This window comes from Anabaenopsis sp. FSS-46 (assembly GCF_029891665.1).
GTDB lineage: Bacteria > Cyanobacteriota > Cyanobacteriia > Cyanobacteriales > Nostocaceae > Anabaenopsis > Anabaenopsis arnoldii.
In genome coordinates, this window is the sequence record NZ_JANQDG010000063.1 from 67,882 (window position 1) to 90,901 (window position 23,020).

The 23,020-nt window shown below is 42.7% G+C and carries 18 protein-coding genes and 1 tRNA gene; 13 read left to right on the forward strand and 6 right to left on the reverse strand.

Annotation, left to right across the window (positions count from 1 at the left end; translation table 11 throughout):
• Window positions 1–16 precede the first annotated feature (16 nt).
• Window positions 17–745, reverse strand: coding sequence for a response regulator transcription factor RpaB (rpaB, locus tag NWP21_RS06875; protein ID WP_200989741.1), 729 nt, complete (start codon window positions 743–745; stop codon window positions 17–19).
• Between the two features lie 170 nt (window positions 746–915).
• Here rpaB and radA point away from each other — a divergent pair, with 170 nt between their 5' ends.
• The 7 genes from radA to NWP21_RS06910 all read left to right on the forward strand — a co-directional run bounded on the left by radA (window position 916) and on the right by NWP21_RS06910 (window position 11,383).
• Window positions 916–2,442, forward strand: a complete 1,527-nt coding sequence (radA, locus tag NWP21_RS06880; RefSeq protein ID WP_280792116.1) for a DNA repair protein RadA — start codon at window positions 916–918, stop codon at window positions 2,440–2,442.
• Between the two features lie 224 nt (window positions 2,443–2,666).
• The gene (locus NWP21_RS06885) at window positions 2,667–4,100 is read left to right on the forward strand and encodes a hypothetical protein (RefSeq protein WP_280792117.1); all 1,434 of its coding nucleotides are present in this window, start codon (window positions 2,667–2,669) and stop codon (window positions 4,098–4,100) included.
• A gap of 213 nt (window positions 4,101–4,313) precedes the next feature.
• Window positions 4,314–4,775, forward strand: a complete 462-nt coding sequence (gene rimP / locus NWP21_RS06890; protein ID WP_271731771.1) for a ribosome maturation factor RimP — start codon at window positions 4,314–4,316, stop codon at window positions 4,773–4,775.
• 253 nt (window positions 4,776–5,028) lie between these two features.
• Window positions 5,029–6,306, forward strand: coding sequence for a transcription termination factor NusA (nusA, locus tag NWP21_RS06895; protein ID WP_280792118.1), 1,278 nt, complete (start codon window positions 5,029–5,031; stop codon window positions 6,304–6,306).
• A gap of 150 nt (window positions 6,307–6,456) precedes the next feature.
• Entirely contained in the window at window positions 6,457–6,726 is a 270-nt protein-coding gene (locus tag NWP21_RS06900) for a YlxR family protein (RefSeq protein WP_271731773.1), read from the forward strand.
• A gap of 418 nt (window positions 6,727–7,144) precedes the next feature.
• Window positions 7,145–10,309: a translation initiation factor IF-2 gene (gene infB, locus NWP21_RS06905; protein WP_280792119.1), complete on the forward strand. Its 3,165-nt coding sequence runs from the start codon at window positions 7,145–7,147 to the stop codon at window positions 10,307–10,309.
• 801 nt (window positions 10,310–11,110) lie between these two features.
• Entirely contained in the window at window positions 11,111–11,383 is a 273-nt protein-coding gene (locus NWP21_RS06910) for a hypothetical protein (protein ID WP_271733719.1), read from the forward strand.
• Between the two features lie 280 nt (window positions 11,384–11,663).
• Here NWP21_RS06910 and NWP21_RS06915 read toward each other — a convergent pair whose 3' ends face one another.
• On the reverse strand, window positions 11,664–11,933 hold the full coding sequence (locus NWP21_RS06915) for a DUF3493 domain-containing protein (RefSeq protein ID WP_271733675.1): 270 nt from the start codon (window positions 11,931–11,933) through the stop codon (window positions 11,664–11,666).
• Window positions 11,934–11,966: 33 nt separating this feature from the next.
• On the opposite strand from NWP21_RS06915, the gene NWP21_RS06920 reads away from it, so the two are divergent.
• Window positions 11,967–12,038, forward strand: a tRNA-Thr gene (locus tag NWP21_RS06920).
• A gap of 48 nt (window positions 12,039–12,086) precedes the next feature.
• On the opposite strand, the gene NWP21_RS06925 is transcribed toward NWP21_RS06920, so the two are convergent.
• Window positions 12,087–13,457 carry an S-layer homology domain-containing protein gene (locus NWP21_RS06925; RefSeq protein WP_280792120.1) on the reverse strand — a complete coding sequence of 457 codons (1,371 nt, stop codon included), beginning with the start codon at window positions 13,455–13,457 and terminating at the stop codon, window positions 12,087–12,089.
• A 1,022-nt stretch (window positions 13,458–14,479) separates the two neighbouring features.
• Here NWP21_RS06925 and NWP21_RS06930 point away from each other — a divergent pair.
• Both NWP21_RS06930 and NWP21_RS06935 read left to right on the forward strand, forming a co-directional pair.
• A complete protein-coding gene (locus NWP21_RS06930) occupies window positions 14,480–15,688 on the forward strand; it encodes a histidine kinase (protein WP_271733677.1) in 1,209 nt (402 codons plus the stop codon).
• Between the two features lie 133 nt (window positions 15,689–15,821).
• Entirely contained in the window at window positions 15,822–16,082 is a 261-nt protein-coding gene (locus tag NWP21_RS06935) for a chlororespiratory reduction protein 7 (protein WP_271733718.1), read from the forward strand.
• Between the two features lie 49 nt (window positions 16,083–16,131).
• Here NWP21_RS06935 and NWP21_RS06940 read toward each other — a convergent pair whose 3' ends face one another.
• Entirely contained in the window at window positions 16,132–16,683 is a 552-nt protein-coding gene (locus NWP21_RS06940; RefSeq protein ID WP_271733678.1) for a DUF2854 domain-containing protein, read from the reverse strand.
• A 228-nt stretch (window positions 16,684–16,911) separates the two neighbouring features.
• On the opposite strand from NWP21_RS06940, the gene NWP21_RS06945 reads away from it, so the two are divergent.
• On the forward strand, window positions 16,912–17,094 hold the full coding sequence (locus tag NWP21_RS06945; RefSeq protein ID WP_271733679.1) for a hypothetical protein: 183 nt from the start codon (window positions 16,912–16,914) through the stop codon (window positions 17,092–17,094).
• A gap of 168 nt (window positions 17,095–17,262) precedes the next feature.
• On the opposite strand, the gene NWP21_RS06950 is transcribed toward NWP21_RS06945, so the two are convergent.
• The gene (locus NWP21_RS06950) at window positions 17,263–17,667 is read right to left on the reverse strand and encodes a response regulator transcription factor (RefSeq protein WP_280792121.1); all 405 of its coding nucleotides are present in this window, start codon (window positions 17,665–17,667) and stop codon (window positions 17,263–17,265) included.
• 157 nt (window positions 17,668–17,824) lie between these two features.
• Complete coding sequence (ppk1, locus tag NWP21_RS06955) at window positions 17,825–20,035, reverse strand: polyphosphate kinase 1 (protein ID WP_280792122.1); 2,211 nt, start codon at window positions 20,033–20,035, stop codon at window positions 17,825–17,827.
• Between the two features lie 142 nt (window positions 20,036–20,177).
• Here ppk1 and NWP21_RS06960 point away from each other — a divergent pair, with 142 nt between their 5' ends.
• Both NWP21_RS06960 and NWP21_RS06965 read left to right on the forward strand, forming a co-directional pair.
• A complete protein-coding gene (locus NWP21_RS06960) occupies window positions 20,178–21,611 on the forward strand; it encodes an ATP-binding protein (protein ID WP_280792123.1) in 1,434 nt (477 codons plus the stop codon).
• A 308-nt stretch (window positions 21,612–21,919) separates the two neighbouring features.
• A complete protein-coding gene (locus NWP21_RS06965; RefSeq protein WP_280792124.1) occupies window positions 21,920–22,741 on the forward strand; it encodes a hypothetical protein in 822 nt (273 codons plus the stop codon).
• Window positions 22,742–23,020: the final 279 nt, after the last annotated feature.

Sequence of the window (23,020 nt, forward strand, 5' to 3'; positions counted from 1 at the left end):
CTTTTTACAACTGTGCTTATTCCTCGCCTGGTTCAATTATCCTCTGAAACAAATAACCAGTACCTCTGGCTGTGAGAATTAATTCTGGATTACTAGGATCATCTTCTAATTTAGCCCGCAAACGGGAAATATGTACGTCTACGACACGGGTATCTACATGGCGTTCTGGTGTGTAACCCCATACTTCCTGTAAGATTTCTGAGCGAGAAAATGCTTCTCCGGAACGGCTAACTAGTAACTCTAGGAGACTAAATTCCATACCTGTCAACCGAATGCGCTCATCCCCTTTGTAGACTTGGCGTTTGTTGGTGTCTATTCTAATGTTACCAACATGAATCACGCCGGAGCTAGGAATACCAGAAGCCCCTGTTTTATCTACTCGTCTGAGTACTGAGCGAATGCGAGCTTCTAGCTCTTTGGGGGAAAATGGTTTGACAACATAGTCATCAGCACCTAATTCTAGACCGGTGATGCGATCAGCAACGTCCCCCAAGGCTGTTAGCATGATAATGGGAACATCGGATTCTTTACGCAATTCTTGACATACGCCGTAGCCATCCAGCTTTGGCATCATCACATCTAGCACTACTAGGTCAGGTTCTGATTTGCGAAAGGTTTCTAAAGCTTCTTCTCCATCTCCCGCAGTCACCACATCGTAGCCAATCATGGAAAGGCGCGTTTCCAAAATCCGGCGAATACTGGCTTCGTCGTCTACCACCAAGATTTTTTCTTTATGGCTTTCCAAGTTTCTCTATGCTCCTTAACTAAAATTTAACATGATTAATTTTTAATACCATAATATTAAGATATCATTCCATCAATTGATTGGGAAAAAGCTCTAACTCTTATTCTTATTTGATTTTAGTTTTGACCAACAATTAAGAAAACATTAAGATTTTTGAAAAACTTTAAAGAATGGCAAAGCCTAAAACCTTTTACATTTGTAACGAGTGTGGAGCAGAATCTCCTCAGTGGTTTGGTAAGTGTCCGGCTTGTGGTACATATAATTCTTTAGAAGAGCAAATTACGATTCAATCATCAGTAGATGTGCTGACTAGGGGTGGGATAACTGGTTGGCAAGGAACTCACAATCCTGGTAAATCTACCGTTAAACCAGCAAAACCTAGAGCCTCCCTGACATTTGATCAAATTAGCGATCGCCAAATCGCCCGTTGGGAATCTGGGTATGGTGAACTTGATCGGGTGCTAGGTGGTGGTGTTGTTCCTGGTTCTATGGTGCTAATTGGTGGTGATCCGGGAATTGGTAAATCTACTTTACTACTACAAGTATCAAACCAGTTAGCGCAAAAATACCGCATTCTCTACGTCACTGGAGAAGAATCAGGACAACAGGTAAAATTGCGAGCCTCTCGCTTGGGAGTATCAAAAAGCCAGCATGTCACTAGTGAGCAATCAGAAGCCACAGCAACAGAGGTAGGAGAAGAAAGTATAAATGCTGATTTATATGTATTACCGGAAACAGACTTAGAAGAAATATTAAAGGAGATGGACTCATTAAGGCCGAATCTGGCGGTAATTGACAGTATTCAAACAGTATTTTTTCCGGCGCTGACCTCAGCACCGGGTTCTGTGGCCCAGGTGAGGGAGTGTACAGCGGCTTTGATGAAGGTGGCAAAACATGAAGATATTACGATGTTAATTGTCGGACACGTCACCAAGGAAGGAGCCATCGCCGGTCCGAAGGTTTTAGAACATTTAGTAGATACAGTATTATATTTTGAGGGCGATCGCTTTGCCTCCCACAGATTATTAAGAACTGTCAAGAACCGTTTCGGTGCCACTCACGAAATTGGTATTTTTGAAATGGTAGAGAACGGACTGCGCGAAGTGCCTAATCCTTCAGAGTTATTTTTAGGTAACCGTGATGACCCAGCACCGGGAACGGCTCTTGTAGTAGCTTGTGAGGGTACTCGCCCCATTGTAGTAGAATTACAGGCTTTGGTCAGTCCTACTAGTTACCCTTCTCCCCGGCGTGCAGGTACAGGGATAGACTATAACCGCCTGGTGCAGATTCTGGCTGTTTTAGAGAAGCGGGTTGGGATTCCCATGTCAAAATTAGATTCTTACGTGGCCTCAGCGGGTGGTTTAAATGTGGAGGAACCAGCGGTGGATTTAGGAATAGCCGTCGCTATTGTTGCCAGTTTCCGCGATCGCATAGTTGAGCCGGGTACAATATTAATTGGTGAAGTGGGATTAGGGGGACAAGTGCGCTCTGTGTCTCAAATGGAACTACGATTAAAAGAAGCTGCTAAACTGGGATTTAAACGAGCAATCGTTCCTAAAGGGCAAAAATACCCCGATTTTAACATCGAGATATTAGCAGTATCTAAAGTGATAGATGCAATTATTGCCGCCATTCCCCACCAAACCCTAGAGGACAGCGATTTAGAACTGGAGGAGGAGGAATACACCTCACAGTAGGGGTGACTCATTGACAAGTTTTTCCCGAAACCAGCACCCTCAATATACAGCATATCTCATCTGCTTAGAAGACGGGCTTGCCTGCCTGTGCCATGAGATTTACTATATTAATATCTGTGTAGTTCATTATTAATATCTGTGTAGTTCATTGACTGGAGAGGTGCTGTATATATATCCGTATTATACCTGCACAAGCCCAACCAGTGAGCAAATAATCACGGTCAATGAGTAAACAAAAGCCTTTAAAATCATCAAACCTGCTTTTTGAAAGGGTCATGGCAATCATGGCCACGGTTAATTTATGTTTAGTATTTTTTAACTTAACTTACATACCGTGGCGGGATTTCTATTTACGGAATTTACCCCAAATTACCCGAGTTTATGACCCTGTTAAGGGTATTGAAGACCATAGAGAAACGAGAAATTATTTAAATAAAGTAGACGCACTCCAAGACCAGGTGAGTCAAACAGGGCTAACTTCCCCAGAAGCCAAAATTAAGTTAGAAGAACTTGGTCGTCTCAGTAATGAGATGGTGGACGGTAACCCCTTTGCAGCAGTGAATAAAGGTGGTAATTTTGAAAAAGCTAAAAATCGGATGCGCGATCGCATCGGTCAAGAATCTGCAAAACAGTCTTTTAATACCTTCTGGAGTCGAGAGTATTTATCGACACAAGGATGGAACCAAGAGATTAACTTTTTTAACAGACAAATCCGACCTTTAATAGCCAGCAACTATTTCCGCCGCATCGGGGAAAATGGGGAATTGCTTGATAACTTTTGGCAGATTGATTTACCCTTTATCTTGCTATTTGGCATAGAATTATTGGGGCGCTCCTTTTATTTGCGCAGTCGTCATCCCAATTTTACCTGGGTAAATGCTATATTGTGGCGCTGGTATGACTTGTTCTTAGTATTGCCTTTTTGGCGTTGGTTACGGGTAATACCGGTAACAGTGCGCCTACACCAAGCCAGGTTATTAAATCTTCAGCCCTTGCAGCAGCAAATAAACCAATCAATATTAGCGAATTTTGCCGAAGACCTCACAGAAATAGTGGTAGTCAGAGTCATTAACCAGCTTCAAGGTTCAATTCGCAGCGGCGATTTCACCAGATGGCTGACGCAAAAACAAAATGCGAGTCCCTATATAAATATTAACAACATCAATGAAATAGAAGCGATCACGAATATTTTAGTGCAAACTGTAGTCTATCAAGTACTGCCGAAAGTTCAACCAGAAATCATTGCCATTTTACGTCACAATATTGCCACTACCATCAATCAAGTCCCTCTTTATCGCCACCTTGTACCTTGGGGATTAGGTAATATACAAGCCCAACTCAGTGAGCAACTAGCAACTCAAATTACCATAAACCTTTACAGCGCAGTCACTACAGCTATGAAAGACCCCGTAGGAGCCAGACTTTCTAGTCAACTAGCCCAAAGCTTTAGCAAAATATTGTCCGAAGAAGTACAGCAAAAACACGTAATTGCCGAAATTCAAAGCTTAATGTCTGACTACCTCGAAGAACTTAAGCTCAACTATGTCCAGCAGTTATCCCAAGAAGACATAGACCAGATTATGGAACAAACCAGACAGCTAAAAATACAAGCATCAGTAGATAACGATAACATTCTCCCGGTCAAGAACAAAAATTAGCTCAAAATGATGGATATCAGTGGAATGAGGAGGATAAGGGCACATGAGATTGACTAATCACCAGTGACCAATGACTATTTACTATAGACTCTTAAAGAAATGCGCTAAACTCGGAAGAGAGACGAACCATTATTGATTCGTCACAAGACTTCTTGGAAGATATCCCTATCGCAGGAAGTGGGTCGATGCCCACTTTTTTTATTGAAATTTCGCATGACTCATCCTTTAGTTTCACAAATTATCGATTTGGCAATACCAGTAGCAGCAGAACTGGGCTTGGAACTCGTTGGCATAGTTTTTCAGACTAACCAGCGTCCTCCAGTATTAAGGGTAGATATCCGCAACCCTCAAAAAGACACTGGACTGAATGATTGTGAGCTTATGAGTCGCGCTTTAGAAGCTTCCTTAGATGCGGCGGAGATCATTCCAGATGCTTATGTCTTGGAAGTGTCCAGTCCTGGAATTTCACGACAATTAATTACAGACAGGGAATTTATTTCCTTTAAGGGATTTCCTGTGATTATCTCCACTTCCCAACCCTACGATGGACAACAAGAGTGGATTGGTCAGTTGATTCGCCGGGATGAAGTCACTGTTTACTTAAACCAAAAAGGTCGTGTGATCGAAATTCCCCGCACTCTGATTACTAGGGTGCAACTAGATGAGCACCCATAGGTGAGGAACTCGGAGCTAGACAACAGTAACTGGAAGTAAAAGGCTAGGGAGTAGAGTCAAACTTTTCTCTAATCCCAAGCCTCTAATGTGTAGTTTCTCACTCTCCACCCCTTTGTATAGAGGAGAGTTTATTAGGGGTAATTGATGAATTATCTCTAACTTGGGAAACTTGACAGGGCGCGGGTTGATTAGTTGCGCCTCTAATTTTCCTTATCCCTATTTTTTTTAGACTCGATTTTAAAGGAGATTACTTATGTCAATGGTTAGTTTACCAGGATTAAAAGAATTAATTGAAAGTATCAGTCGTGAGCGCAATTTGCCACGTCTAGCAGTTCAGTCAGCTATTAGAGAAGCATTGCTTAAAGGCTACGAACGTTATCGTCGCGCCCAAAACTTAGAACGAAGACAATTTGATGAAGAGTATTTTGAGAATTTCGAGGTGGAACTTGACATCGAAGGGGAAGGATTTCGCGTTCTTTCTACGAAAAGCATTGTGCAATCAGTGGAGAACTCCGACCATCAGATATCCCTCGATGAAGTGCAACAGGTCGCTCCTGAAGCACAATTGGGAGACTCTGTAGTGCTGGATGTCACCCCAGATCAGCGAGAATTTGGTCGCATGGCAGCCATGCAAACCAAGCAAGTGCTGGCTCAGAAACTCCGGGATCAGCAACGCCAAATGGTGCAAGAAGAATTCCAAGACTTAGAAGGAACTGTCCTACAAGCTAGAGTTTTACGGTTTGAAAGACAATCGGTGATTTTGGCAGTGGCCAGTGGCTTTGGTCAGCCGGAAGTGGAAGCTGAATTACCAAAGCGAGAACAACTCCCCAATGATAATTATCGGGCTAATGCTACTTTTAAGGTGTATCTCAAAAAGGTTTCCCAAGGGCAACAACGGGGTCCTCAGTTGCTAGTATCCCGTGCTGATGCTGGTTTGGTTGTTTATCTGTTTGCTAACGAAGTCCCAGAAATTGAAGATGAGGTAGTCAGAATTGTTGCCGTAGCACGAGAAGCTAATCCGCCTTCCCGTTATGTGGGTCCTCGGACTAAAATTGCAGTAGATACCCTTGAGCGGGATGTAGACCCAGTTGGCGCTTGTATTGGTGCACGGGGGTCACGCATTCAAGTAGTAGTCAACGAATTACGTGGCGAAAAAATAGATGTGATTCGTTGGTCTCCAGATCCATCTACATATATTGCTAACGCTTTGAGTCCAGCCCGGGTGGATGAAGTCCGTCTCATGGATCCTGAAACCCGCCAAACTCACGTACTTGTAGCTGAAGATCAACTGAGTTTAGCTATTGGTAAGGAAGGACAAAATGTTCGTTTAGCAGCCCGTCTCACTGGTTGGAAAATCGACATCAAAGACAAAGCTAAGTACGATTACACGGGAGAGGATACTAAGTTCGCGGCTGCACGAGCCCAATATAAACCAGAGGCAGATGATCTGGAATTGGAGGAGCTAGATTATGAAAACCAAGAGGAACTAGAACAGGAGGAAGGAATTTTTCAGATCAGTGATCAAGATTAACTTATGAGTCTGATGCAGTTCTTATACTATTGACAAGATTACTAGTCTTAATGATTACCACAGAATCAATCATGCCACTATTAAGTAAAGATTGGTAAAGCCAACTTTATTTTCACAACCAGATTGCTCCCCTGTAGTCAAATAAGACCAATGAAACCGAATTATCGACGTTGTATTAGTTGCCGTCAAGTCGGCTTGAAAGAAGACTTTTGGCGGGTTGTCCGCGTTTTTCCATCCGGAAAGGTACAATTAGATCAGGGGATGGGGCGTTCTGCCTATATATGCCCCCAAATGAGTTGCCTACAAGCGGCTCAGAAAAAAAATAGACTGGGGCGATCGCTACATGCATCAGTGCCTGAAACACTGTATCAAACATTGTGGCAACGTCTAGGCCAAACCCATGCCCAAAATCAAAATTAACAACGGGTGGAAAAACCTGGAGGCGGTAATCCCCAGAGTCTTTGTGCATAAAGCCGACTCTGCAATTAATGGGGTGAATGCCAAAATAGTAAATGGGTGTAGTAACCAGCGGCTTTTTTACAAGACGAGTGGCAGGGCAATACCCCCAAAAAGTTTTACTCGATTGTGTTGTGGAAGACTCAGAATCAGCAAAACAAAAAACTAAAGAATGGCAACCTGGTAGCGATCAGGGGCAGCTGGGCATCAACCATCATCATTATTGGTGGAGATGTCAGAGTTAAACCGAAATATCTCTCTTTCCTGACTGGAGGCACCGGCAAAATCACCAAGGGCAACCTAAAACAGTAATCGAAGGATGGAGATGTCCCAAACCAGGCAACCATCCGCTAAAAAACTGTAAATTAAAGGGGAAGAGTGGATGAACAACGGCAAAGTTAGAATCTACGAATTATCAAAGGAATTGAATTTGGATAACAAAGAGCTATTAGCTATTTGCGATCAGCTCGAAATCGCGGTTAAAAGCCATAGCAGCACTATTTCCGAATCTGAGGCAGAACGTATACGCACGGCTGCCGAAAAACTGACGGCTAATAATTTGAAAGGCAACAATACATCTAGTAAACTAAATACATCACAACCTGGCGATGGCGCAAAGCGCAGTGCCGGAGGCAATCGCAATCGACCTACACCACCTCACAAACCACAAATTTTGGAAATTCGCAAACCCAAAATATTGAGAAATAGTACCCGAAACGCCCCCCAAGCTTCAGTGGCTAATGATAGCCAACTTGCTTCCTCAGAAGTTCATTCTTCTTCACAATCAGAGCCAATCGATACACCAGTCTCACCCATGAAGCCGACGGCACCAATTCGACCTGTACCCCGGAATCAATCTGAGACCTCACCAGAACCTGCAATCAAACCAGTAGATCCAGTTTCTAATACACAGGCGCTAGAAACAAGAGCAGCCGCAAAACCTGAAAAAGCTGGAACTGAACGCAGCCGAAGTGGGGTTTCACCTAAACCAAAAGCGGAAAAACCGCAAAAACCCCCTCTGGCGGAGCCACCAGCCAGACCAGTGGCTGGAAATTCCCGTGCAGGAGTCGGCCAGAGTTCCACAGAAAAACCAGTACTCAAGCGCGATCAAGTCAAGCAGAAGCCGCAACGAGGCACTAGCAGTGACAGCCCACAAGCCCCAGCGGCAAAACAGCATCGTTCTACTCCCACAAATCCAGTCAAAGCAGAACAAAAAGGCAATCGGCCGCCCGGACAAGGTCACCCCGATCAGCGGTTACGAAGTGCACCAGTGGCAGATGGGACAAGACCTAGTCGTCCAGTACGTCCGTCAGAAGTTGTAGCCGCAATGCCAATTGCTACTCCGCCAAAACCCATGTCAGGTGGACAGGTAAAACCAGACCTGGATACTGATGTGATCGCACCGGAACTACTTGATTTGAAACGCCCCACACCACCGCGGCTGGCTAAAGGTGGTAAAAGGTGGCAAGAGGAAGAAATTATTGACGAAATCAAGGAAAAGTCCGGTAAAGTAGGACCTAAAGGCAAGCGGGTTAAACCAATCGTTGAAGATGACTTTGAAGAAGAGGATTTACTCGATGATGAGGATCAAGACTCACCAGCTACAGTCCAGGTTAGTCTTTCCATCGCCCGTCCTCCTAAACCAAAAGCTGCTCGAGGTACACAGTCACCTGCCGCAGCAGTTATTAGCGCCCCAACTGCTAGAAAGAAAAAATCCTTCTCTCGTCGCGACCAAAACCGTCGCCAAGAATTGGAGACAAAGCGTGAACGTCCTGAAAAGGTAGTGATCACAGGGCCAATGACAGTCCAAGAATTGGCTGATGTTTTTGCGATCGCCGATACAGAGATTGTGAAAATCCTTTTCCTTAAAGGTATGGCTGTAAGTATCACCCAGAATTTGGATATCCCCACCATTACCTTAATAGGAAAAGATCTGGAGATAGAAGTGGAAACTGCTCAACCAGAAGCAGAAGCCCGTAAAGTCACGGAAATGCTGGATGTGGCAGATATGGAGCTACTCCAGCGGCGTCCGCCTGTGGTGACAATTATGGGTCACGTAGACCATGGTAAGACAACTCTGCTTGACTCCATTCGGAAAACTAAGGTTGCTGCTGGGGAAGCTGGTGGTATTACCCAACACATTGGTGCATACCATGTGGATGTGCAACATGAGGGAAAAGAACAGCAGATAGTTTTTCTTGATACTCCCGGACATGAGGCATTTACGGCTATGCGGGCGCGTGGAGCAAGGGTGACTGATATTGCGATTCTAGTGGTGGCTGCTGATGACGGTGTTCGTCCCCAAACGGTAGAGGCTATTAGTCACGCCCAAGCTGCAGGAGTACCAATTGTTGTTGCCATTAACAAAATTGATAAGGAAGGCGCACAACCAGACCGAGTTAAACAAGAACTCACTCAGTATGGTCTCACACCTGAAGAGTGGGGAGGTGAAACAATCATGGTTCCTGTAAGTGCTATCAAGGGCGAAAACCTCGATACCCTCCTGGATATGATTTTGCTAGTAGCAGAAGTGGGAGAACTGTGTGCCAATCCAGATAGGTCTGCTAAGGGCACAGTGATTGAAGCACATCTGGATAAGGCAAAAGGCGCGGTTGCTACCCTGCTGATTCAGAATGGTACTCTCCATGTGGGAGATATGTTAGTGGCCGGCTCGGCGTTTGGTAAAGTTCGGGCAATGGTAGATGACCGAGGTAAACGAGTAGAGCTTGCTAGTCCTTCTTTTGCTGTGGAAGTACTCGGCTTAAGTGATGTCCCAGCCGCTGGGGATGAATTCGAGGTCTTCGCTAACGAAAAAGAAGCCAGAACCCTGGCTAGCGATCGTGCTGACAAACAACGTCTATCCCGTCTGTTACAAGGACGTGTCACTTTGACCACGCTCTCCGCCCAGGCACAAGAAGGAGAGTTGAAAGAACTCAACTTAATCTTGAAGGCAGACGTACAAGGTTCTGTGGAAGCTATTGTTGGATCTCTCAGACAAATCCCCCAAAACGAAGTTCAAATTCGTATGCTATTGGCAACCGCTGGGGAAATAACTGAAACCGATATTGACCTAGCCGCAGCTAGTGGCGCTGTAATCATTGGTTTCAATACTACCTATGCCAGTGGCGCTAGACAAGCCGCCGATGAAGCCGGGGTGGATGTGAGGGAATACAATATCATCTACAAACTTTTGGAAGATATCCAAGGAGCTTTAGAAGGTCTGCTGGAACCAGAGTTGGTGGAAGAACCCCTTGGCCAAACCGAAGTCCGTGCCGTCTTCCCTGTGGGGCGTGGAGCCGTGGCTGGTTGTTATGTACAGTCTGGCAAATTGGTTCGCAACTGCAAGGTGCGAGTGCGTCGTGCCGGTAAGGTCGTTTATGAAGGTGTCCTTGACTCCCTCAAACGGATGAAGGAAGATGCGCGAGAAGTTAACTCCGGTTATGAATGCGGTATCAACATTGATAAGTTCCATGACTGGGTAGAAGGTGACTTGATTGAAGCCTTCCAAATGGTAACTAAGCGTCGTACACTCACATTGACGAAATAGTGCTGGTTGCTCATTTCTGGGTTGTGAGTGAAAATGATGAGTTTTGAGATCAAATGAGTGCATAACTCACAGTTCAAAACTCATCAATGCCTTCTACTTCCTTGATGAATTGTCTCGGTATTTTGTAGTTTCCTCAGGAAGGTAAGAAATTTATATCGGCGGTAGAGCATTGAGTAGACTTAAAGCAAAGCTCATCGCCTCCGATAGCCTAGGATGGGTAGGCATAGCAATAGGTGGATGAGATGAGAAGCCTATACTGTATTGCTTGCAATCAGTTTAGAATGATGTCACGTATTGCTCATATACCAGTTATGCACTGGAAATAGGTGAAGCAAGAAGTAAACAATCAATCTGCTTAGGTAGGTTTAGATAGGTGTTATAGAAACGTTTAAGATTAATTTCCACACTGCCAGTGAGTCTATCACGTATTTTAGTGACTAATAAGACAGAATTTTTGGTATTGAGTACTATATTATTAAGAAGAAATTTAGCTGTTTCCGGCAGAACCCCCATAAATCAGGCGAAGCCGAGAGTGGAATGAAGAACAAACCGCGTAGTGATAATGGGAGGCTTAGACTGTATGCTGGCACACCTATGGGAGTATGTAAGTTGTGCCGGTCAATCAAATTCCACCGTGGCGATTTAAATCCCAAAAGTAGAAATTAACATAAACCGACCATCAACCCTAAAGTAAAACCTGATAAGTGTTAAAGGAATTATGTAGTTTCTGATGTGGGCAATGTCGTAATTAGTGAAACTGAATACTGCCATATTGAAGTTAAAACTGAGGAATGAAGAACTATGGCTCAAATTCCATTATCTAGTAGGGATTCCTACGGTGGGCTGATTGCAAAGCAAGCACTTGGCGAACGCGATGGCGATCCGCGCAATGTCCAAGGGAATGGTCAATTTTCTGCTGAGGCGGAAATTTGGTATAGCCTAAAATGTGCGATCTCCACTAGTTCAGGTTTTAAAAGCTGGCGACTAGAACACTATCCCCAATTGCAGGGACTTCATCTCGAAAAACAAGTAAGGAGATATTTACGAGAAACTTTAGAAACCTTAGCTTATTAAAAATCAAGGAAATTTTCTACAGGTCGGATCAAACATTCTGAAGGTGATTTGCCAATTTGATGGCGATCTTGCCGAAAGTGGCTTAAGCAAAATGGATGTATTTTTGATCCCCAGATTATCCTTGCTGCCCAGATGAAGCTGTGGTGGGGGATCCTCCAGGACTAGTTCAGCTTTTAGCCAGCAAATTCAAAGGGCCAGACTAACTAAAAGTGAATAATTTGCAGATTTTTGCCACAACACTAGTCCAAAAATCAATCACATTAATTTAACATTAATTTACCTAATAACCCCTTCGCCGACGTTGCTCCCAGCGCCAAAGGAGGATCATGAGGGCAAAAATTCCCATCTGCAGGGCTAAATTAGGTGCTGCTGTGTCAATATTCCTGCCGGCAAGGACTTGAAAAAAGAATATAAACGCGCCAATTAAAGCAGATGCAGCAAAACCTAGATACAGAAATTGGCGTAAACCCCTATAGGGGGCTGCCATTTCAGCTTTGAGACGGGCATATTGCTCTGGGTTGATGGGATTTTGAGGATTTGGTTTGATCATGAGTAAATAATGCTATAATACTACACTGTATACGCCGATGTGGCTCAGTGGTAGAGCAGCTGATTCGTAATCAGCAGGCCACGGGTTCAAATCCCGTCATCGGCTTGGCTCAGGTTAATTAACAATACTTTACACTCCTTAGCTATATCAAGCTCAGTTAGCAACTTGCTTGGCACTCAGAGCCTCTGCAGCAGATATCCCCTCGGACAGATTGCCAAAATATGCCAAAGCTGCGGCAGCTTCAGCCCGAGACACTGGTTTTTGAGGTTGGAACAAGGTTGTATAGCCAAACACCCGACGAATATTCGATTTTTCGCCATTTTGGAAATCAGCCAGTACGGCGCGTAAAGCCTTGGGGTCAATTTTTCCCGCATCTTGAAAACCCCACGTTTGATTCACTGCTTCTAAACTAGCGTCGGGTAAGGCTTGACGAATATCTAGGGGGATTTTCCACAAAATCAACTGTTCTCGTGTTAGTGGTGCATCAGGACGAAACAAAACTGCACTGGAATTACCAGACAAGGGACTAGGGATTAAACCGGTTTCAGCTAACCCTTGAACGACTGGAAAATCAGGATCAGTGGGCGCTATATCAGTAAAAGTGGATTGAGTGTTTTGGGATGCCAAGCGAATCTGTTTAGCAGGATTATTAAAATACACAGTATTGTTGGCAGCAACTAGCCAGCGGGCATATTCTCGGCGAGTAATATGTTTACTGGGTTCAAATGATTTACTGATGACATCATTAGAGCGAGTCTTGACTTCTTGAGACTGTAAAGACAAAACTCCCAAAGATGCTAAGTCTTGAATGAATTGACGTAGTTCTACCGGTGCTTGGTTGAGATCATGGAATTGCTGAGAGCTTGCTGTAGCCATTTGGCTAACAGATGTCTTACCCGGCTGCGTGGATAGATTATCAGATACCGCCGGACTAATAAAAGTAGAATTATTAGCTTGCAGATCGTCAGTCTTTGCAGTTTCTATACCTTTATTAACTATGTACTCAATAACTAATGCTGTAGCTGTTTGTGGTTGATCAGGTTTGGGTTGAGTAACTGATTGTGGCTGAATAGATACCTTAACCTGGACACCTTGACGGTGTGCTTCAAAGGTATCTTCTAAATCATCTGTGGGCTGTTGTAAAATCTGCCAGTTGTTTTTCTGAAACTGGTCACTATAAAAGCTAGCAATAAAATTGCTGGGGTCAGAACTTATCCAGCGAGTGACTATGCTGTTTTTTTCAGATCTAGCGGGTGTGACTGACTCTAATTTAGCATTAGGATACAAAGGGATATCTGGGGGAAAATCAGATGGTAAGTCAACCTTGGGTTGCTTTTGGTTCTGCCTGACTTTCGCCTGATTTATCTGAGATTCACCAAATATTCCGGGGTGATCTTTTAATCTAGGATCAGCAGCCAAAGACTGTTCTAGAGTTTTGGCGCTGGGACTGTTAGCACAAGCTGTTAAAGAAGTGAATAGAATAGCCAAGCTCAATAATACAGCTGGAGGTTTAGACAAAAACACGGGAAACTACAAATGGGGTTTCAATTCCTACACTAGCGCAGACTGTCACGACTAGGAGGGAAAATGACTCCGAGGATTGAAAATATTCTTGCACCAACTGAAGTGCTAAACTAAGGTTAAATTTATTCTTAGCATCCCTCAAGCAGGGGAAAAGATAACACCCAGTCTTAGATTGTAATCTATCCGGAATGGAGCCGAAAAACTTTCGTTACTGTTGCTTAAATGTCAGCGCATAAATTTGGTTCTCTTGTACAGTCAGGTAAGTCGTTCCCAGCTATGGATCATGTACCAGTCCTAATACGCATCAGTGTAGATTAGAGTCTCGCACTGGGAACGGTTTGAATGATTCCTGACTAGAAGGGCATAAATAGCCATAAATTTGATTTACGGCTACAGTCTATTAGTCAGGTAATATCCCGGGGTTTATCTGTCAATCTATCTGGAAATTACACAGAGTTTTGAGATTATTTTTCATGAAGATTGGGATAACTTTTTAGGGTCTTTACTTGAATTGTTAATTCTATCTCGACTAAAGTTCCTCAGACTCACCTAAAAATCTGGAATTGCCTTACTGCTTCAGTTTAAAACAAACCACGCTTATTTAAAATGTAGAGAAATTCCATGGAAAGTATCTACAGGATTGGACCGAGACATTCTGTGAGCTAGCTTGAAACCATGAGGGTTATAGGCGTGGTTGTTGCCTAGGATCTATTGTAAATCAATGAATTGCCCTTGTTAAGGTATTTTTTAGCCATATTTCTGCTAAAGTTTAAGTAAGTTTTGGTAAGTTTGTTTGAGGAGATTTTCACTTAAGGTCGTTAACCGTTTATCATCTCATTTTGATATCGGCACTCGACTATTAGTCTTGTAAGTTCTTACTCAAGAGGATCAATCAAATGTATCTGACACTAGATAGGAGTATGAAAAACCTAAGATAGATATTAAGAAAACAATCAACGATTATCGACAACCGTCAATCCATTCTCATTTCTGTTAAGCGAAGCATCGCCGGGTTGTTACCAGTGCTGAAACACGATTACATGCAAGTTTCCCAGGATCAGCCTATTTATTCTGAGGCTCCACTCCAACTGTTACTATTTGTCGATGGACGACCAAAGTCTCGACAACAAGTGCAGCGTATCCGTGCTTACTTAAAAGAATTACGAAAAGAGTATAATTTTGAACTTCAAATCATAGATGTTGGGGAACAACCCTATTTAGCAGAACATTTTAAATTAGTTGCTACACCCGCTCTGGTAAAAATTCAGCCAGAACCGCGACAAGTTATAGCTGGAAGTAATATAATCGCCCAATTGAAGGACTGGTGGCCTCGCTGGCAGGTGTCGGCCGATACTTACTTAAAAGTACAACAAGACTTACCAGAACAAATAGATGATAATAGTGGGGTATCATCACCGCAATCAACAATTCATTCTGTGGCTTTTTCTGCAGAACTCATTAAACTTTCAGACGAAGTTTTTCGGTTAAAACAGGAAAAAGAGAAACTGCAAGAGCAGCTATTATTTAAAGATAGAGTCATAGCTATGCTGGCTCACGACATCCGCAATCCTCTCACTGCTGCGGCTATCGCCATAGAAACTCTACAATCTAATTACAACGTAGATATTGGTGCATTTAATAAGCGGCTTAAACCAGCTATGGCAGCACATTTATTAAAACAAGCTCGGAATCAAACTAAGACTATTGACAGAATGATTGCTGATCTGTTGCAGGTAGGGCGTAGTTACGATACAAGCATACCTATCATACCACAAAAAATGGAAATTGGCGAGATATGTTTCGATGTGTTGGCAGAATTGCGCGATCGCTACATTGCCAAATCCCAACAAATAGAAACTGATATTCCCCAGGACTTACCAAAAATATATGCAGATCCAGAACGAGTGCGCCAAGTGCTAATTAATTTGTTAGATAATGCTATCAAATACACACCAGAAGGTGGTAAAATTACTATTGCAGGATTACACCGTACCACCCAAAAAGTTCAAATAACTATTGGTGATACCGGACCGGGAATTCCCCTAGAAAACCGCACACGCATTTTTGAACATCACTATCGATTACAACGTGATCAAGCTATTGATGGCTACGGCATTGGTCTGTGTTTATGTCAACGCATCATACAGTCCCATTATGGACAAATTTGGGTGGATTCTGCCCCCAATGGCGGCGCTTGGTTCCATTTTACATTACCAGTATACCCATCTTAGTTAGCCACTGGTGACTGGGCAAGAGTTATCATGGATGACGAATAACCGCGGCCTTTTACCAAAAATAGCGATAAAACTTAATTTAATCATTTGGGCTAAAAACCACAATTTATTAGTTAGTCAGATTTTTCAAATGCCAGACTCATTAATGTATCAGCAAGACCACTTTGTGGTTTTAGAAACAGACCAACCGGAACAATTTCTCACAGCAGAGGAATTATTAGAAAAGCTTGAGCTTGTGTTACAAACAATGACTGGAGAGGAATTACCCACAGACTTACAAAGGTTTGATTCCGTCAGTGCTCAAGCTCAATATTTAATTGATACAAGTTGTGAATTAGATGTTGGCCCGGGAAAATATTTACAGTGGTATGCAATACGATTAGAGAAGTAGCTTTACATTGACACTCTCCGCGGGTATGACCGGATTATAGGTAGAGATATTATTTATCAAGGATACTGAAAATTGTTAATTCAATCATATCTTCACCTACTTGTGTAATTTTAATATCTACTCCCGGTCCAAAATACCGGGTCATTTTTTCCTGTTTTTCCTGCCAAACATCAAATGAAATAAACGGGGAATAAAATTCTAAAATCAAGGCATAAGCCCCATTAATTTCCGTTTCTCGTAAACCAGTGACCACGGGACGGTCTTCATCTGTAGGACTCAGACCTAGATAAGAGAGAGCCTCATCTAAATGGGCCTCTTGACCATAACAGTATCGAGTGATGTCCTTCCGAATTTTATTTTGAGTAATAGTTGCTTGCTGCTCCCGTAAGCGTAATACATCTGGCGTTGTATCTTGGCTAAAGGGTATAGGCAGAATCTCATTGGCTTTGAGTGCCAATCCTCCCAAGAAAAGAGGAAACCCATAGAAAAAACCGACAAGATTAAGTGTGGCATTGTCAGCAGCGTAGGCTACGAAACCAACAATGATTAATATACCACCAACGCTTAAACCGATAGTCCCCAAAGAAATTTTACGTAACATGAGCTTAGGATATTATAGATTTTTAACATCTCTGTTTTATTATCATCGGTTATTGGTCACAAGTGAACTACCGCCCACTAAGTTGAGGTCTTGACAATCATCACTGATATCTTTTGCGTCTAACCGTCCGCTATTGCTGATGATCTTCTAAATGCGGGACTAATCACCTGTCTACTCCATTTTGGGTTAAGTTTAAATCTGAGAGTATTGAAACATCAGAAAATAATTATGGACTTACAGACGATAAAAGAACGAATTGCCGTGGTTACTAACAAACGCGAGTACCTCCTAAGCCTTTTGGAGCAGCCAAACTTAGGAACTCTGAGAATTGATGTTAACCAGGCTTTGGAAGAAATGGATGATTTAATTGATGAATTTAAGCGGACTTTTCCGGAAACCGACAATAATTAGGCTAAACTGACTAGATCAAAACATAGAGCAGCGTTAGTTAAACCGTGATTTAACGGATAAACTGGCGCTGTTTGCCTATAATCACAATCTTCTCGCTGTATTCTAGATATATATTTTACTAAGGGCCAGTTAGTTTGCAAACAACTTCATAAGATGATTGCTTCTAACTTATCGATTTCTGGTATGTTCTCCTAACTGCGCAACCAGAGCAATAAGTTTAGTAGTAGGAATATCTTTGGGAGAAACATAGTCAAAATTTGCTGTGGTCTTAGGGTTGAACAAACTCGCATCTTCCACTGAAGAATAAGCCAGTATCTGAGTTTTAGGAGATATTGCTTTAATATGACTAGAAGCACGCCAACCATCCATAACTGGCATTTGTAAATCTAGAATAATTACATCAGGTTGGCAGCTTTTCAGCATTTCTATAGCTTCTTGACCATTGCAGGCTAACCCCACTACCTGGAAATTTTCCTGATTAGAAAAAGCTAATTTTAGACTTAACCGTGTAAGTTCGTGATCATCAACAATCAGAACACGCAATGTCACAGATTCACAAAAAAAAGTTAACATTTAAGGTAATGAAAAACACTTGCAACATTCCTTATAGTTTATGGTAAGACGCAAGAGAAATCACTCTATCTTATGGTTGAAGAAGATTTGTTGTCGATAGTAATTCATGAGTCTATTTATTCACAAATTAAGTTTCATACTTAGGAAATAAAGTTGACTATTTGTCTGTGTAATAGTAACTTTTTTTGGAATCAATCAGGTTTGACGCTATACTACTTGAACTTAATGCCATATTTAGCAAAGTTGTTTGGGAACTGGTGGCTGGACAGTCATCACCAGGACGGCGTTGGATATAAGTACCATCAGATTGTAATTCCCAGGCTTGACGATTATCTGCTAACATAATTCCCAGAATTTCTTGCAAATCTTTAGCAATATCTGGATCTTTAATTGGAGTAATTACTTCAACTCGTCGATCTAAGTTGCGACGCATCCAATCAGCACTCCCAATGTAAATTTCCTCCTGTCCGTTGTTATGGAAATAATAAATGCGAGAATGTTCTAAGAATCGGCCGATAATGCTAATTACGCGAATATTTTCGCTGATGTTTTTTAGTCCTGGGCGCAAACAGCAAATACCCCGAATAATCAGATCAATTTCCACTCCAGCTCCAGAAGCTGCGTATAAAGTAGCGATAATCTGCGGATCTACAAGGGAGTTCATTTTGGCGACAATGCGCCCGGAAAAACCATTTTGAACATTTTCTATTTCCCGATGAATTAAGCCTAAAAAGCGATCGCGCATATTCACAGGTGCGACTAGTACTTCCCGGTAAGATTTTTGCCGAGAATAGCCTGTTAAAAAGTTAAATAAGTCTGTGATATCCGCGCCTAATTCTTCCCGACAGCTAAATAGTCCCAAATCGGTATACAAGCGGGCTGTTTTAGGATTATAGTTACCAGTACCTATATGTATATAGCGGCGCATCCGGTCTTTTTCTCGTCGTACGACCATCACCGTTTTGCAATGGGTTTTTAGCCCTACTAAACCGTAGACAACATGTACACCGACTCTTTCTAAACTCCTGGCCCAGTAGATATTATTTTCCTCATCAAACCGCGCTTTTAATTCCACTAGTACAGATACTTGCTTACCATTTTCTGCAGCTGCAATTAAGGCTTTTACTATGGGGGAGTCGCCAGAAGTGCGGTAAAGAGTCATCTTGATTGCTAGGACATTCGGGTCATAGGCTGCATGGGTAATAAAGTTAACTACTGTTGAGGAAAAGGATTGATATGGATGGTGTACCAACAAGTCTTTTTCCCGAATCACCGCAAAAAAGTCTTGACCTTCTTCTAGTTCCAAGGCCTCTGAGTTTAAACTGGGTTCTTTTAACCTTTGGAGGCGTGAAGGTACTACAGACTGACGTGGGGGTTCTTTAAGTTCGGCTAATGGTAAAGCCATAAAATACATTAAATCCCGGAGTCCTAAAAGACCATCAACCTCATAAAGATCATTTTCGGTTAACTCCAAATCTTGCAGCAACCGAGAACGTATTGGCTCGGGAGTGTGGGATTTAATTTCTAGTCTGACAGTCGTCCCCCCCATGCGCCGTTTGCGTAGTTCCTGTTCAATGGCTAATAGTAGGTCATCGGCTTCATCCTCTTCTAAAGCCAAATCAGCATCGCGGGTAATACGGAAGGGGTGGTATTCTTGTATATTCATGCCTGGAAATAGAAATTCCAGGTTATGGGCGATCGCCTGTTCTAGGGGTACACCGGTCCAGTGAGCAGTTTCTCCAGTTTCAGAAATCCCTAACTCTGGTGGTATTGGCAAAAATCGCGGTAAGACACTGGGGACTTTTACCCGGGCAAAAAATTCTTCCTCACTGTCCGGATTTTGGACTACAACCGCTAAATTTAGGCTGAGATTAGAAATAAAAGGGAAAGGATGGCTAGGGTCAACAGCTAAGGGAGTGAGAACCGGAAAGATTTGTTCTTCAAAGTAGTTATCTAAGTAAGTCCGTTGTTTTTGATTTAAGTTGATGTAGTCTAGTATGTGAATACCGTGACTAGCTAGCAAAGGTTGTAGAACCTGTTGAAATTGTTGGTGCTGTCTTGTCACCTCGGGAGTGAGAGTTGAGCGAATATCGTCTAGTTGTTGTTGCGGTGTGCGACCATCGGGAGTTAACTGAGAAACTTTTGCTTCTACCTGTTGCTTTAAAGCTGCAACCCGCACCATGAAGAATTCATCTAAGTTGGCGCTGAAGATGGCCAAAAATTTTAATCGTTCTAGAAGCAGTGTCCGGGGGTCACAGGCTTCGTGCAGTACACGACTGTTAAATTCTAACCAGCTTAACTCACGGTTAATGTAATATTGTGGATCGTTTAAATCAATGGGATGAGCGCTCTTTTTTGATTTCGGCATAACGATCTCAGTTTAGGTAGATTAAGCTCTACATCTAGGGACAATAAATATATTAGATTAATTAGGGCATAAGTGAAACTATCTAGTTAGGAATAATTTAAGATTCAAATAGGGGAACTACAGACTTTCTTTGTTTTGCCAAATGTTTCAAGCTACTCGCCGCCGTCTGGCACTCTGGTACACTGCCGTCACTGCCGTATTATTGTTACTATTTGCCAGTGGTGTATATTTATATTTCCGCAATACATTAATTGAGCGCATTGATGATACCCTCAATCACGTGGTGGAAATTGTCGAGCGATCGCTTGTGATTTCAACGGTGAATGGGGAAGCTGGACAATTTCAGATTAATGTAGAAGCAAGTTTTCGCGATAATGCTATGACGGTGGAAGATGACCACATTGACCTAGAGTGGTTTGGTCCCACCGGTCAATTAATCTGGTCAACCCTATCATCACCCCTAAACATTGCCATTCATGGTAACCATCTTGGTGAAACCGTCCGGGTAATTAAACAGGATATCTGGGGAGATGGGGAAACTCATAACTCTGTCGTCTTACTGCGACAAGTTACCCAGCGTGTAGAAAGAGGAAGGCAAGTATTAGGATATCTGCGTGTTAGTCACCCCTGGTTTGAAGTCACTAAACCTAGTCGCCAGTTAATTATTGATTTGGCTTTAGGTACTTGGTTGATGGTTTTGTCTGTAGCAGCAAGTGGCTGGTTTCTTTCAGGTAAAGCGATGGAACCGGTGGGGGAATCCTACCAACGCCTCAAACAATTCACTGCTGATGCTTCTCACGAACTCCGAAGTCCCATTACTTTGATTCAAACTAATGTCCAAGTTGCCCTAGCTGATTTAGAACTGGCAGACTCACAAAATACGACTATTGTCAACTATCGCCACCACTTAAAAGTAGTGGAACGACTTACCCAGCGCTTGGGTAAGCTAGTCAATGACTTATTGTTCCTAGCCAGACAAGACAGTGGGATCAGCAAAAATGTTTTTTCCTCTTGTCCTTTGGATGCTTTGCTAATGGAGGTAGTGGAAGAACAACAATTATTAGCTAGGGAAAAAAAAATTACTTTAACGTTGGATTTGGTTGATCCCCCCAGTGCGGAAATCTCCCTGGAATTACTGGAAAATTGGTTTACATTTCCAGGCCAATGGGATCAACTCGTACGGTTATTTACAAATTTGATTAGTAATGCTTTGCAATACACCCCATCTAATGGACAGGTATCTGTACAGTTGTCGCGTCTAGAGGGAAGCAATCGCGGTTCTAAACTTCGTCATGGAACAGCGGTATTACAAATCAAAGTTACTGATACGGGAATTGGTATTCCGTCCGAAGCCCTACCCCGTTTATTTGACCGTTTTTATCGGGTAGATCCAGCACGTACCCATAAGACAGCAAAGACAAATACAGAAACTTCTACCGGTTCAGGATTGGGATTAGCGATCGCCGCTGCGATTGTGGAACATCATCAAGGTCATCTACAGGTGGAAAGCAATATTGGTAAAGGTACAATTTTTACCGTCACTTTACCAATCAGTCTTATGACTCATGACTTATGAATGGTCAATGTATTTTGTCTGAGAAACGTAAACCTTAGAACCTCAATTATTAATTATTTAATTACATCATCCTTAAGGTTTAAATGATGGTGTGATCTGATTTTTATTTCTATCCTCTAGTTAGATTAAGCAACTAAAGTTAATTGTTAAATTGGAATCATTGATGAATTGCCATTGATATATTTTTTTGGTGATTTTAAAAATATTATTTTGGGTATAGCTACCCCACGCAAGCCATCAGGCAAAGTTTACCTAAATTACCCAATAATATCTTATAGCAAAAAGTGCGGATTTTTTAGGAGTTAATCATGAATAAAAATCAGCAACCAACTCGCAAGTATACTGGACTTTTCGGGGTTATTTGCAGCGGATTACTCATTGGTGCGCCGCTGATTTCTACCAGGGTAGTAGCACAGCAACCGACCTCTCAGGTTAACCCTTGTCCCAGTATTTACTACGAAGAACCACACAACAACCGGGTTGTAGTACCACAGGGATGTCCTCCCAATGCCTTCACGCGGAAACTACAAGCCGAAGGGCGGCTTCCCGTTGTCCCTCCAACTCTTCCACCCAGTGAAATGCCTCTAGGTGTTGGGGGAGAAGCACCGGATTCGGATACTTTAGCACTGAATCCTTGCCCCGGTATTTATTATGAAGAACCATATAATACTAGAAATGTTGTACCTCCGGGATGTCCGCCAAATGCTATGACGCAACAACTTTTAGTACAGGGTATTCCGCCAGAGTCAGCTGTACTGGCCCGTCCACCAATGATCGCTATTGAACCACCTCCATCAGAAGAGCAACAACCACCGAGCGCCGAGATTAGTCTGGCTAATGGTATGGTTGAGATCACATTGGTGAATGATACGGGGGCTAATATCACTTATGAAGTAATTGGTGATACTCCACCGCGATCGCTTGAAGGTCAATCAGAGGTAACATTACAAGATTTGGCAGCGCCAGTGACTGTGACATTTTTCCGCGAGGATGGGGGACTGCTGGAAGTAACACCTGAACCCTCTAGGAAAGAAGGCGTAATGCAGCTGACATTTAATGAAACCACTGATCTAGGAGAAGATAAGAATACAGTGCGGATTCAAGACGACGGTACTGTAATGTTGAACTAAAATGTTGAACTAAACCACTGATTCAGGGATGCTAGGCTTTTTTGGTCAAATGTGGCAAATCTCACCATATTAAAGCTCTGCCCGCCAGTTAACAATATGGAGTTTTGCGTCTATGATAGCAGCTGATAAACTAGAAACTAAGAGTTTGTGAAATTATAGACAAATCTACAAAGTCACTTTACCAGGGGTAAACCTGATTGGAGTTACTCCTAACCCCTCTATCCCGTCTGCAAAAGCGTTCAGGACTGCTTTTCTTAATATGTTGTACGCCCCATTTAA

Excerpts from the sequence above, each read along its gene's own strand:
- NWP21_RS06935 (WP_271733718.1), top strand. The coding sequence starts at position 15,822 with ATGCCAGACTCATTAATGTATCAGCAAGACCACTTTGTGGTTTTAGAA.
- infB (WP_280792119.1), top strand. The coding sequence starts at position 7,145 with ATGAACAACGGCAAAGTTAGAATCTACGAATTATCAAAGGAATTGAAT.
- NWP21_RS06910 (WP_271733719.1), top strand. The coding sequence starts at position 11,111 with ATGGCTCAAATTCCATTATCTAGTAGGGATTCCTACGGTGGGCTGATT.
- rimP (WP_271731771.1), top strand. The coding sequence starts at position 4,314 with ATGACTCATCCTTTAGTTTCACAAATTATCGATTTGGCAATACCAGTA.
- nusA (WP_280792118.1), top strand. The coding sequence starts at position 5,029 with ATGTCAATGGTTAGTTTACCAGGATTAAAAGAATTAATTGAAAGTATC.
- NWP21_RS06965 (WP_280792124.1), top strand. The coding sequence starts at position 21,920 with ATGAATAAAAATCAGCAACCAACTCGCAAGTATACTGGACTTTTCGGG.
- ppk1 (WP_280792122.1), bottom strand. The coding sequence starts at position 20,035 with ATGCCGAAATCAAAAAAGAGCGCTCATCCCATTGATTTAAACGATCCA.
- NWP21_RS06900 (WP_271731773.1), top strand. The coding sequence starts at position 6,457 with ATGAAACCGAATTATCGACGTTGTATTAGTTGCCGTCAAGTCGGCTTG.
- NWP21_RS06960 (WP_280792123.1), top strand. The coding sequence starts at position 20,178 with ATGTTTCAAGCTACTCGCCGCCGTCTGGCACTCTGGTACACTGCCGTC.
- NWP21_RS06915 (WP_271733675.1), bottom strand. The coding sequence starts at position 11,933 with ATGATCAAACCAAATCCTCAAAATCCCATCAACCCAGAGCAATATGCC.
- NWP21_RS06885 (WP_280792117.1), top strand. The coding sequence starts at position 2,667 with ATGAGTAAACAAAAGCCTTTAAAATCATCAAACCTGCTTTTTGAAAGG.
- NWP21_RS06950 (WP_280792121.1), bottom strand. The coding sequence starts at position 17,667 with ATGTTAACTTTTTTTTGTGAATCTGTGACATTGCGTGTTCTGATTGTT.
- NWP21_RS06940 (WP_271733678.1), bottom strand. The coding sequence starts at position 16,683 with ATGTTACGTAAAATTTCTTTGGGGACTATCGGTTTAAGCGTTGGTGGT.
- radA (WP_280792116.1), top strand. The coding sequence starts at position 916 with ATGGCAAAGCCTAAAACCTTTTACATTTGTAACGAGTGTGGAGCAGAA.
- NWP21_RS06945 (WP_271733679.1), top strand. The coding sequence starts at position 16,912 with ATGGACTTACAGACGATAAAAGAACGAATTGCCGTGGTTACTAACAAA.